Here is a 12,311-nt window from a genome sequence, read left to right as displayed (position 1 = left end):
AAACTATGTACATATCAATATTAATGTGTTAAAAAATGTGATTTTGTTGTTAAAACTTCACGCATTTTTCACAATTATATGTTGCTTATGTTTCAATAGTATTTTATGCTTTTGTATGAAAGCGATCAAATATCACTTCAACTGTTCGCTTACAAGGTATTAAGCAAAATACAAATAGAGGAGAAATTGATTGATGAAACTTAGAATGAAAAAGATTTCTAAAGTGTTTTTACCAACAATATTAGGTATGTTTTTATTTTCAACTGTGGCAAGTGCCCATGTTACAGTAGTGCCGAAAACTTCTACGACAGGTGCATGGGAAACATATACAGTTAAGGTTCCTGTTGAAAAGAATGTTGCAACGACAAAGATCACCATTAAAGCACCAGCTGGAGTGGAAATTAAGTCTTATCAGCCAGTTCCTGGTTGGAAATATTCTGATGAAAAGGATTCAAAGGGCATTGTAAAGTCGTTTACTTTTGAGGCGACGGGCGAAGGCATTTTACCTGGCCAATTCCAGTCCTTTACGTTCGTCGGAAAAAACCCTGATAATGCAACAAAAGCAGCTTGGGATGCTTTCCAATACTATAAAGATGGCAGTGTAGTGGAATGGACTAAAGACGAAGGAGCAGACACTCCTCACTCCATCACAGATATTGTTGTGGGAACAGCACCTGATGCCCATCACAATGATTCAGCTAAAACGGAAGATACTAAAAAGGACGAAGCAAATACAACTGATGTAAAAACAACAGCTACTGATAATTCCGATTCTCTTCCACTAATTTTATCAGTGGTTTCAGTTCTATTATCACTAATTGCTCTTGTAGTTACATTCCGTAAAAAGTAATTCATAAAAATGACCTATTCATCAGTTGAATAGGTCATTTTTATTTATCTTAAAACTCACAATCGCATAAGCTTTTTCTTATTCAACGTTGATTACAAAAGGTGCAGTCAGAATTTGCCCATTGACGTTAAATTGTCCCCATACCTTGTAAACGCCCTTTGCAGGGAAGTACGTCATAAATGTAACTTTAGGCCCTTTCCCTGTGACATACATTGGATGAATATGCATGAACTGAGTTACGTCTTTATCAATCGCAACTGCATGCCCCACTGTTCCCAAGTATGGTTTTAAATTGGTTATAGGCTTATCAGTTTTTGCATCAATTAATTTAAAGGTCATGTCAATATTTTTTTTAGATTTAGGTTTCCCATCAAAAGAAAGGGAAACCTTTGTGCCATCGATTACTTTAGTTAGATTTGCATCAGGTTTTATCGGTTCAGAAGGTGTTACAGAGCCTTCTACAGTTAACCAGTGATTTTCTATACTGTAATCACCTGCCCCTACAGGTGTCATTTCAGCAATAAGTTTATAATCTCCAGCTTTCGGAAATTGGGTTGTGATTTTGAATAATCCATTGCCTTCGAATATAGGATGAATATGAGCAAAATATGAGAGGTCTTTACTCACGAGAACTAAATGCATCTTTTTGGTGCTTACCGTCTCAAAGTCCTTAACTGGTTTATTATTTTTATCCATAATAAGTATTGATATTGTCACTGGCTGCTTTGCATTTATTGTTTTTGGTGTAGTCCATTCTGAATTTGTTTCCTTTCCACTAACTGGCTTCATGTTCATCATTTGATGTTTATTTGTGTTCATTGGTACATTAACTGCTCCACATGCAGATAACAATAAAACACTAATTAAAAAGGGTATAATACAAATTTTTTTCAAACCTTAAACCCCCTTACAATAATTTCGGAATAAATATGTTTATCATTTTATATTAATAAAAGCAATGCAGCTCCAAGATTGGTATTTCCTATCATTTGAATAATCGTTCATTTTGCCAATTAAATTATACTAATTAATTATGAACTTTATATGAAAAAACCATAAAAAAATTCTTTGGTTTTGCTTTAATGCGTTTGAAGCCTTGTGTAGGGCATATGCATTAGTAGGTCAGACGGACGCTTCTAAAAAGGCGTATTCAACAGCACTAGAATATGTACAACAAATAAATGATGAGAATGAAAATGAGATGTTACTAAAGGATTTACAGTCAATAGAATAAAACAGTGGAGGCTGCCTTTTTGGGAAAGCCTCCACTGTTTTATTTGTCACTATTAATCTCAAATTCTTGAATTGAACGGCGTTTCTCATCATATTTTTCGCTGTAACTCCCGTTAGTAAATGAAGAGATTGTGCTCCTCCAAAACGCTTGGGCTGGATAATTTCTTTCGATTTGTGTAATGTGCCACTTTCCAGGAAACATGTTAAAAAGTTTGGTGGCAGCAAGCTTTCCGTAGCCTTTACCATTATATTTACGAATGATAAAAAATTCGAGAATAGTGTTAGGTTCAGTTTCACTAGCACTTTCAACCAAAGCAAAACCAATAAGTTCATTTTCTTTCTTAATGAAAAAAGGGTGGAGGTTGGGGCGACTCCAGTAAGGGGTTAAATCAAAAGGCTTGTAAAGCCCATTCTCTTCAAAGGTAATAGTTGGCAAATACTGTGCAAATTCATAGATGTAGAATTGCATTAGGTTATGTAAAGTTTGCTCCTTTTCCTTTAAAACTCTCACTAATTCAATCATTTTATCCTCCGACATTCTAATTCTTGTATTACTACATTTGACATAATGCCCTTATTTTCCTTTATATTCAAAAAAGGAAATTTACAAGTATGGATCAAATATTAACTATAACAATATTTTTAGAATACGAGGGGAACTAGATGGATGAATCAAAGTTTTATGCTTATTGTCTGCAAGGAAATGTTCCAGCAGCACATGAATACCTTCGCTCAATAAGAAATAAGAGCAAAAAAATACAAGCACTAGAATTAAAGTATCAGCGTAGATTCTTTACAGAAAAACCAATCTTTCGGATAAAATCTAAAGATCCTTGGATTAGAAGAGTACTACTAGCTTATTATCAATACTTTATTGCAGTTTTAACAAAACAGAATGCATCTGTAGCAGAAATTCAATTAGCACAATCACTTGCATCATGTATTCCCAATAACCCTTCTGATATGGATCTTGATCAAATAGAAGGTCAATTAGAGGTGTTATTTAAAAATAAGGGCTATCACTTCTTAGGTGGTTTGACTGGCCCTTTTAGAGGTCCTTTTATTTGGAAAACCACAGAAAGAAAAGAATTTAATGTGGAACTCCCAAGCCATAGACAAGAAGTAACTGTGTTTTTCTTATCGGATTTTATTTTGCAGAGTTGGATTCATTTTTCGACCTTTGGAGAAAAACGGGCGGGTGGCTGGGCGAAGGCAGATGGATTATATTTTGTAAGTGATCGAACCAAGAAATTAAATATAAATAGTACGGAGTTTCAAATCAGTTATTTAAAGCATGAGGCCCAGCATTTGAATGATTATACACGTTTTCCTAACTTGAAACCTGAGGACTTAGAATACCGGGCAAAACTTGTAGAGCTTATTTACGAGCCAAAGTCTTTTAGATTACTAAAGAAATTCTTCTATGAGGGGAAAAATGACCCCAGGTTTCCCCATCCGTATTCATCCTATGTGTTAATGGGAAAATTAACTCAGCTTGCTTTTAGTGATGAAGAGATAGTAGAAGTAGAAAAGTGGGAAAATGTACATTCTTCTTTGATTCAGAAGTGGTCTTCAAGGTTATATGAAGAGCATACAAAGCAGTTAGAAAAGATGGGGGATGAAGCGGGGGGAGTTATATAAAAAAACAATTAGTTATGGGTGTACTAGAAATGTGCAAACAAGCAAATTTGAGTTATGAAGGACATAAATCGGTGGGATAACAGGAAAAATGTCCTTCATCAGGGTTATGTGAAGGACAAAAATCGGTGAGATAACAGGAAAAATGTCCTTCATCAGGGTTATGAAGGACAAAATCGGTTGGATAACAGGAAAAATGTCCTTCATCAGGGTTATGAAGGACAAAAATCGGTTGGATAACAGGAAAAATGTCCTTCATCAGGGGTATGAAGGACAAAAATCGAGAACGTCTATAGTTTTGTGTAAATGGTTATACTTACCAATTAAGGAGATGATCATTTATGCAAAATTATAGGGATATGACAATTAGAGAATTGGCAGGTCAATGTGAAACAGTGGACGATATTCATGCCATGATTAGGGACCTTTTCAAGGAGACTCTCCAACAGGTTTTCGAGGCTGAGATTGAGGAGCACCTTGGGTACTCCAAACATGATTCTAAAGGTATCAATACGGGAAATAGCCGGAATGGCTATAGTAAAAAGACCATTAAATCTAAGTTAGGTGAAACCAAGTTAAATATCCCTAGAGATCGTAAAGGTGAATATGAACCGCAGATTATAAAGAAATATGAGACCTCTATTAATGGATTAGAGGATCAAATAATTGCCCTTTATTCTAAAGGTATGTCCACACGGGATATTGAGGACCACATGAAGGATATTTATGGTATTAACGTCTCTTCTAGTTTAGTAAGTAAGGTTACAGACAAAGTGTTGCCTCTTGTCTATGAATGGCAGTCCCGTCTACTAGACCCTGTGTATCCTATTGTGTTTTTGGATGCAATACACTTTAAAGTTAAGCATGAAAATAGGATTGTTAGTAAGGCAGCTTATACAGTTTTAGGCGTAAATACAGATGGTATTAAGGACATTCTTGGTATTTGGATCGGCGAAGATGAGAGTGCTAGTTTTTGGTTGAACGTTTGCCAAGATTTGAAGAGTCGTGGTGTACAAGATATCCTAATTGCCTGTAAAGACGGGCTTTCTGGATTTTCAGAGGCAATTAATGCCACGTTTCCGAAAACAGATATTCAGTCTTGTATCATTCATCAATTACGAAATAATGTAAAGTGTGTTCCTCACAAATTCCGTAAGGAACTTATGGACGATTTAAAAAAGGTATATAAAGCATATACAATTGAACAAGCAGAATTGGAATTTGATGAGTTTAAAGAAAAGTGGGGAAAGAAATATCCTTCTGTTATTAAATCATGGGAGACCAACTGGCTAGAACTCACGACTTTCTTTTCTTACCCAGTAGAGATTAGAAAGTTAATTTACACAACCAACACTATTGAAGCATTCCATAGACAACTAAGGAAAGTCACAAAAACAAAAACTGCTTATCCAACGGATAATGCATTAAGGAAAATTGTTTACCTTGCGACTGTTGGAGTTACAGATAAATGGTCTAATCCTATTCCTGGATGGTTAGAATGTAGACAGCAGTTTGATATCATGTTTGAGGGCCGGCTTGGGAAATAATTGACGTAGTTAAGTTAGGGCTCTGCCCTAAGGGTTTATCGCTTTCGTTCTCCCAAAAGGAAAAAGAGAGGAAAAATCCTCTCTCCTTTTGTACAGAACCCTACTAGGTGCTCGGGTTGCTCCCCAGCATTGCCCTATCCCCCTAGTAGGTAAGAACACTTTAGTTTCAATATAGTCAAATCATATAGGATTTAACCATTTACACAAAATAATTTACATTCCCCAAAAATCGGTGGGATAACAGGGAAAATGTCCTTCATCAGGGTTATGAAGGACAAAAATCGGTGGGATAACAGGAAAAATGTCCTTCATCAGGGGTATGAAGGACAAAAATCGGTTGGATAACAGGAAAAATGTCCTTCATCAGGGATATGAAGGACAAAATAGGTTTGAAACCAAGGAAGATGTCCTTCATCTGAGTTAATTTATCCTAAAACCGTCTGAATGACCAACCACACATTTAATCCCAATATAGTGATAGCAAATAGTGTGGCTAATACTGTTGTTATTCGTTTATTCGTTAATACCCCCATAAGATCTTTCTTTTGGGTAAAGTAGATTAATGCAATAATGGGGAAAGGCAAAACAATACTTAGAACAACCTGGCTAATAACAAGTGTTCGAGTTGGGTCGACCCCCATTGCAACGATTATTACCGTCGGGAGCATAGTAATCAAACGGCGGAACCACAATGGTATAGTAAATCCTACAAACCCCTGCATGATGACCTGCCCAGCCATCGTACCAACTACTGAACTTGAAATTCCTGAAGCCAGTAGGGAGATTAAAAATACACTTGCTGCTGCTGAGCCGAGCAAAGGTGTTAATGTGTGATAGGCAGATTGAATGTCAGCAATTTGACTGTGACCAGAAGAATTGAAGACAGATGCCGCCATGTACATCATTGATAAATTAACGAAACCAGCTAAGGTCATAGCAATGAAAATCTCTTTCGTACTAAACTTTTGGATTTTCAACTTTTCTAAGTCATTTCGAGGAACAATCCGTCCTTGAGTTAAACTGGAGTGTAAATAAATCGCATGCGGCATAACAGTAGCACCGATTACTCCAACTGCAAGCAGGATACTTTCATTATTGCCTAGCCATGGGACAACACTATGATAAGCAATTTGCGAAAAATTTGGTTGGGAAAGCACGGTTTCCACTAAGTAACACAACCCAATCAGTACAGCAAATGCTGCAATAAACTTTTCAAGTGGGCGAAATCCATACTTTTCTAACAATAATATTAAATAGGTAACAACCCCGGTAATAATAGTAGCAAATAACATTGGTATACCTGCAAGAAGGTTTAAGGCCAGTGTTGCTCCTAAAAATTCTGCAAGATCGGTTGCCATTGCTGCTAACTCTGAAACAATCCACATAATGAGTACAAGCCATTTTGGCATATAATCCCGGCAAATTTCAGGGAGACTTCTACCTGTTGCAATACCTAGTTTTCCTGACATGTTTTGTAAAAGCATCGCCATTAAGTTGGCTAAAACAATGACCCATAACATTTTATAACCAAAGCGTGCACCGCTCTGAATGTTGGTAGCAAAATTCCCTGGATCAATATAAGCAATGGAGGCAATGAAGGCGGGCCCAAGGAACGGCAATAATGCCCGTATGCCTTTAACCTTTCCGTTTATGGCATCTCTAGCGGCAGCAACTGTTCGGTGTTCTGCTGCTCGAGCCCCTTCAACTGCTAGTGATTCGGTCTGGCTCATAAGACACCATCCTTTCATTTTGTTTATTTTTCTTTAATGCAAGGTTTATTCGCGAATGAACAAATGTTGCGTCAATGCAAATTTATAAATCTATTATATATAAACTACAAAAATTTGTGAATACTTTTGCCTATGATAGAAGATTAAACTTTGATTAGAATGGGCAGTAACTGTCTAAAAATGTTCTCTTGAACAATTGCTCTATAAAGGCTACAGTTATATGAAAGAACGATTTTAAGTAGGTGGAAAACTTGGAAAAACGATATTTTACAATTGGGATGGCAGGGCATATTGATCACGGGAAAACATCTTTAACAAAAGCGCTGACCAATGTGGATACAGACCGGTTAAAAGAAGAAAAAGAACGGCAAATCTCCATCGAATTGGGATTTGCTCCTCTATATGAAGATGACGAAATACAGATTTCAGTGATAGATGTTCCAGGGCATGAACGGTTTATTAGGCAAATGATAGCTGGAGTAGCGGGAATCGATTTGGTTGTGTTAGTGGTAGCTGCTGATGAAGGCGTTATGCCGCAAACTAGGGAACATTTAGATATTTTAAAATTCTTAGGTGTAAAAAATGGTCTGATTGCCATCTCTAAAATTGATCGGGTAGATGAAGAATTCATTGAACTTGTGAAGGATGATATTTTAGAAGAGCTAACGGGGACCGTTTTTGAAGATGCTCCTTTTGTACTTGTAGACAGTTTATCAGGAAAGGGCATTGAGGAAATAAAAAATGTGATTATTAAAACGCTGAAAGAACAGGAAATGCGAGATGCGAAAGGGGCATTCCGCCTGCCAATCGATCAAGTGTTTACTGTGAAAGGTCAAGGGACGGTTGTTCGTGGAACTGTTTATGAGGGAACGGTGGAAGAGGGACAAGTACTGAAAATCATGCCTAAAGGACTGGAAGTAAGAGCACGGCAGATTCAGGTACATCATAAGCCTGCACAAAAAGCCTATGCTGGCCAAAGGACAGCGATTAACCTCGCTAATATTGGAAAGGAAGATTTAGAGCGGGGGGATGTTCTCGTTTCTTCCGAGCATTTTATTGTTACAAAAACTGTAGATGTGGCTATACGTATGGTTGAGGATCTTGAACATATGGTCAAGCAGCGGATGCCAATAAAACTACATATTGGAACAGCAGAGGTTATGGGTAGAATTGTTTTCTTTGATCGTAACGAAATTAAAGAGGAAAATGGAGAAATCCTTTGCCAGCTTCGTCTGGAAGAAGAAATCCTAACAAAGCGGGGCGACCGTTTTATTTTACGGAGACCTAGCCCACAAGAAACAATTGGCGGTGGCTGGGTAATTGATCCACGCGGAAGTAAATACAGATTCGGTAACCAAACCATAGAAGAGCTGGAAAAGAAAAAAGAAGGCTCACCAAAAGAACGGATTACTGCGGCTCTAATTGAAGCGAAGAGTCTTCCGTTAGCAGAGTTAATAAAACGAACCGCACTAGATGAAGAAATATTAATTCAGCATTTAGATAATCCAGAATTTGTTTTTTACAATGGAAAAGAGTGCACATTACGATTGTTAATTAATGCGATAGAAGAAGATATATTCGATCGTATACAGGAATTTCATCTGTCACATTCAATGAAAACTGGGATAAATAAAGCTGAGTTGTTACAAACCATGCAAAAAAGATTTCCAAAATCCTTACTTGATTTTGTTCTGGAAAATGGAATAGCAAAAGGAGTTTTTAATCGGAGAGAACAATTTGTATTCTTGGCTTCATTTGTACCACATGTTCCGAAAAACTGGTCAAAGCGGACAGAGAATTTGTTGGAGGAAATGAAGAAGGATGGGTTAAAGGTCCGCTACCTGAAAGACTATTTTTCAGCTGCAGGCATACCTGAAAATCTTGTATTTGATTTAAAAAGGTTTTTAGAGGAACAAGCACTAATCGTACCGTTAGATGAGCAATTTGCCTATCACGGAGATATTTTTACTGAGGCAGTTAGTAAGCTTCAAAGCCAAACGGGAACTGAATTTGAGGTCGGCGAAGCAAAAGATATCTTAGACTTATCGAGAAAATATATGATTCCATTTTTAGAAAGGTTAGATGCCAAAGGAATAACAAGAAGAGTAGAAAATAAGCGCAAATGGGTTAGTTAAGAAAATCCTCTATTCCTTGCTGGAATAGAGGATTTTCTTACGATTACGAAAGGAATTCAGCAGGGTTTAAACCCAGTTCTCGACAAATATCAGCCACCATTTGTTTTTCATTGTTGTCAAAATTTCCATCAGCGTAGCCAATTGCAATGCAATAGCGGGCAACTAATCGGGCTATTTCAGGTTTTGTCCTTATTTTTCCAAGGGCTCGGAACGCTTCTGCTCGACCCATCATCCGATCATTTTCAATTCTAGAAACAAAAAAGTTGAATTTCTGAATAACTTTATTTGTGTCAAAAACGCGTAATTCATCGCTTTGATGAACAAATTCCAGCATTTTTTGACGCTCCACTGTGTCTAAATATCCATCCGCCATAGCCACTAACGCACAAGCGGCTACAACCGCTTCAAGAACATCCTGACTTTTATAACGATTAAATAATTCTTGGGCTCTTCTTTTTTGATTATTTGCCCATTCCGCATAATCTGTTTGGGAAGGGGACCATGTACTGCCACAGTTATTACAAGAGAACTTTAATTGATTCTTACCAATAAAGCCGCCAAGTAAACCAACTGGCCCAAGGATTAACCCTCCAATAGCTGCTTTTCCAAGTCCGAATCCCTTTTTACCAGTTCTCACATTAGTGGAATGACAGCGTGGGCATATAATATCATCTCCACCATACGTCTGATACGATCCAGAGTTCGATGGGTAGGTTGACTGCGCCGGATATCCGTATGAGGGCTGCTGGTATGATAAGTCCGATTGGAGATGAATCGGCTGTTGATCGGAGCCTTGCATTCTTTGGCTTTGACCGTATGGATTATTATTGTTTAGATTTGGTTGATAGTGATTGCTATTATTTTGCTGGTAAGAATTTGTTGCTTGTTGATAGTGGTTATTAGATTGCTGGTAAGCTGGTGATGATGGCGTACTCACAGGAGGGTCATCAACAGTAATCCCAAAGTTCCGGCATAGTGCTGCTAATCCGCCTTGAAAGCCACTTGCAATAGCATTGAATTTCCATTCCCCATTATGACGGTATAATTCGGCAGCAACAATCGCTGTTTCCACGGTGAAATCTCTGCCAAGGTTAAATCTAATTAATTCTTCGTTGGTCCTTTCATTAAAGATGCGAACATAAGAATCGGATACTTGTCCAAAATTTTGCCCTTTGACCTGTGCATCGTGAATCGTGATCGTAAAAGCAATGCGGTGAATGTGGGCTGGAACACGATTTAAATCTATTCTGATTTGTTCGTCGTCTTGATCTCCAGCTCCTGTGCGGTTGTCGCCGCTATAAATGATTGAACCATTTCCACCTGAAGGATTATTATAAAAAACAAAGTCTTGGTCGCTGTTAACCTTGCCAGATTCTCCTAGTAAGAATGCTGAAGCATCTAAATCAAAATTTGACCCCATTTGACTGATATTCCAACCTAACCCTACAACCACATTTTGTAGGCCAGGATGTGATTTTGTTAAATCCACTTTTTGCCCCTTGCTAAGAGTTACACCCACATCTTCCACTCCTCACAGTATTTTTCATATGTAAATAATATCTCTAATCTTATTAAAGAAAAACATCCCATTAACAAACCACTTATATGTTTTACGGATGTAGGGGAGAAAAGTTTCATCTAAATAAAAAAGAAAGGACTAACTCCAAAAATGAAGTTAGTCCTCTCTATCTTACTACAATATCATCCAGTCTTTTCTTCTTTTTCAAGAGGCTTAGAATATTCTTGCTCCCAGAAATCTGCATCTTTAATCCCTAACTTTACAGGATCAAACACTGGATCTTTTCCATCTTTAAGTTGTGCCTCATAATCTTTAAGTACTTTAAGTGCTGGTTTTGTCAGAAGGAGAATGGCAATAATATTTAACCATGCCATACTTCCAACACCAATATCACCTAATGTCCACGCAAGGCCTGCAGTTTTCACACTACCATAGAATACCATTCCTAAAATAGCAATTTTGAGCACATAGTCAGTCCATACACGTTTTACTTTTTGATTGATATAGGCAAGGTTTGTTTCTGCCATATAATAATATGCCATAATCGTCGTGAATGCGAAGAAGAATAAAGAAATAGCTACAAACGGAGCTCCAAAGCCCGGCATAACCGATTCAACGGCAGATTGTGTATAAGCTGGACCTGGTTCAATATCACCTAGATTATTGATAATTTGAGCTTTTCCTTCTGGTGCAACGTTGTACATCCCAGTTATAAGAATCATGAACGCAGTGGCAGAACACACAAATAATGTATCAACATATACGGAAAAAGCTTGAACAATCCCTTGTTTTGCAGGGTGAGAGACCTCGGCTGCCGCTGCAGCATGAGGAGCAGTACCTTGTCCTGCTTCATTTGAATAAATACCACGCTTAACACCCCAAGAAATAGCTGCACCTAAAATTCCGCCAAAGGCAGCATCCATACCGAATGCACTGGAGAAAATCAGTTTTAATACACCAGGTAGTTCTGAAATATTTAATGCAACAATAATAAGAGCAACGATAATATAACCTAAGGCCATGAAAGGGACAACGAATTCAGCTACACGCGCGATCCGTTTAACACCGCCAAAAATAATCATTGCTAGAAAAATGACGAGTGCTGCACCAGTGATTGCAGGGCTGATTCCAAATGCATTATCCACACTAGCTGCAATACTATTGGCTTGAACTCCAGGTAAAAGGATTCCTGTAGCAATAACAGTTACAATAGCAAAAAGTACCGCATACCATTTCATCTTCAGTCCTTTTTCTATGTAGTAGGCAGGTCCACCACGGAATTGTCCGTTTTGTTTTACCTTATATACCTGACCTAAAGCTGCTTCAACAAATGCTGAACCTGCACCTAAGAAGGCAATAGCCCACATCCAAAATACGGCACCAGGACCTCCAAAGGCAATAGCTGTTGCCACGCCGGCAATGTTTCCAGTCCCGACACGACCAGATAAGGCAAGGGTTAATGCTTGGAAGGAAGAGATACCAGCATCTGATTTTCCACCTTTAAACATTAAAGGAATAATGTCCTTCATATGTCTCACTTGCAGAAATCTTGTAGCAAAAGAGTAAAATAAACCTACACCTAAGCATAAATAAATGAGTGCCGGGCTCCAAATAATTCCACTGAGCCAATTAACAAACTGTTCCATATATTTCCCCCTT

The 12,311-nt window shown here is 37.8% G+C and carries 9 protein-coding genes; 4 read left to right on the top strand and 5 right to left on the bottom strand.

All coding sequences use genetic code 11. The features are described 5' to 3' along the window. The first annotated feature begins 193 nt into the window (after window positions 1-193). On the top strand, window positions 194-850 hold the full coding sequence (locus AA0X95_RS19265; RefSeq protein ID WP_413310115.1) for a YcnI family protein: 657 nt from the start codon (window positions 194-196) through the stop codon (window positions 848-850). A 78-nt stretch (window positions 851-928) separates the two neighbouring features. Here AA0X95_RS19265 and AA0X95_RS19260 read toward each other — a convergent pair whose 3' ends face one another. Then, window positions 929-1,744 carry a hypothetical protein gene (locus AA0X95_RS19260; RefSeq protein ID WP_413300681.1) on the bottom strand — a complete coding sequence of 272 codons (816 nt, stop codon included), beginning with the start codon at window positions 1,742-1,744 and terminating at the stop codon, window positions 929-931. Window positions 1,745-2,123: 379 nt separating this feature from the next. Beyond that, a complete protein-coding gene (locus tag AA0X95_RS19255) occupies window positions 2,124-2,606 on the bottom strand; it encodes a GNAT family N-acetyltransferase (RefSeq protein ID WP_413300679.1) in 483 nt (160 codons plus the stop codon). Between the two features lie 140 nt (window positions 2,607-2,746). On the opposite strand from AA0X95_RS19255, the gene AA0X95_RS19250 reads away from it, so the two are divergent. Together AA0X95_RS19250 and AA0X95_RS19245 are read left to right on the top strand one after the other, a co-directional pair. Continuing rightward, complete coding sequence (locus AA0X95_RS19250; protein WP_413300677.1) at window positions 2,747-3,724, top strand: hypothetical protein; 978 nt, start codon at window positions 2,747-2,749, stop codon at window positions 3,722-3,724. Between the two features lie 338 nt (window positions 3,725-4,062). Further along, window positions 4,063-5,268, top strand: a complete 1,206-nt coding sequence (locus AA0X95_RS19245; RefSeq protein ID WP_413299614.1) for an IS256 family transposase — start codon at window positions 4,063-4,065, stop codon at window positions 5,266-5,268. Between the two features lie 425 nt (window positions 5,269-5,693). Here AA0X95_RS19245 and AA0X95_RS19240 read toward each other — a convergent pair whose 3' ends face one another. Then, window positions 5,694-6,998, bottom strand: coding sequence for an Nramp family divalent metal transporter (locus AA0X95_RS19240; RefSeq protein ID WP_413300675.1), 1,305 nt, complete (start codon window positions 6,996-6,998; stop codon window positions 5,694-5,696). 251 nt (window positions 6,999-7,249) lie between these two features. Here AA0X95_RS19240 and selB point away from each other — a divergent pair, with 251 nt between their 5' ends. Continuing rightward, the gene (gene selB / locus AA0X95_RS19235; RefSeq protein ID WP_413300673.1) at window positions 7,250-9,133 is read left to right on the top strand and encodes a selenocysteine-specific translation elongation factor; all 1,884 of its coding nucleotides are present in this window, start codon (window positions 7,250-7,252) and stop codon (window positions 9,131-9,133) included. 43 nt (window positions 9,134-9,176) lie between these two features. Here selB and AA0X95_RS19230 read toward each other — a convergent pair whose 3' ends face one another. Then, window positions 9,177-10,652: a TerD family protein gene (locus AA0X95_RS19230; protein WP_413300671.1), complete on the bottom strand. Its 1,476-nt coding sequence runs from the start codon at window positions 10,650-10,652 to the stop codon at window positions 9,177-9,179. 182 nt (window positions 10,653-10,834) lie between these two features. Next, entirely contained in the window at window positions 10,835-12,298 is a 1,464-nt protein-coding gene (locus tag AA0X95_RS19225; protein WP_413300669.1) for an alanine/glycine:cation symporter family protein, read from the bottom strand. Between the last annotated feature and the right edge of the window lie 13 nt (window positions 12,299-12,311).

The sequence above is a fragment of the Neobacillus phoenicis genome (assembly GCF_047302305.1).
Lineage (GTDB): Bacteria > Bacillota > Bacilli > Bacillales > Cytobacillaceae > Neobacillus.
The sequence above is the reverse complement of the archived record's forward strand: the minus strand, read 5'-3'. Positions and strand labels throughout refer to the sequence as shown.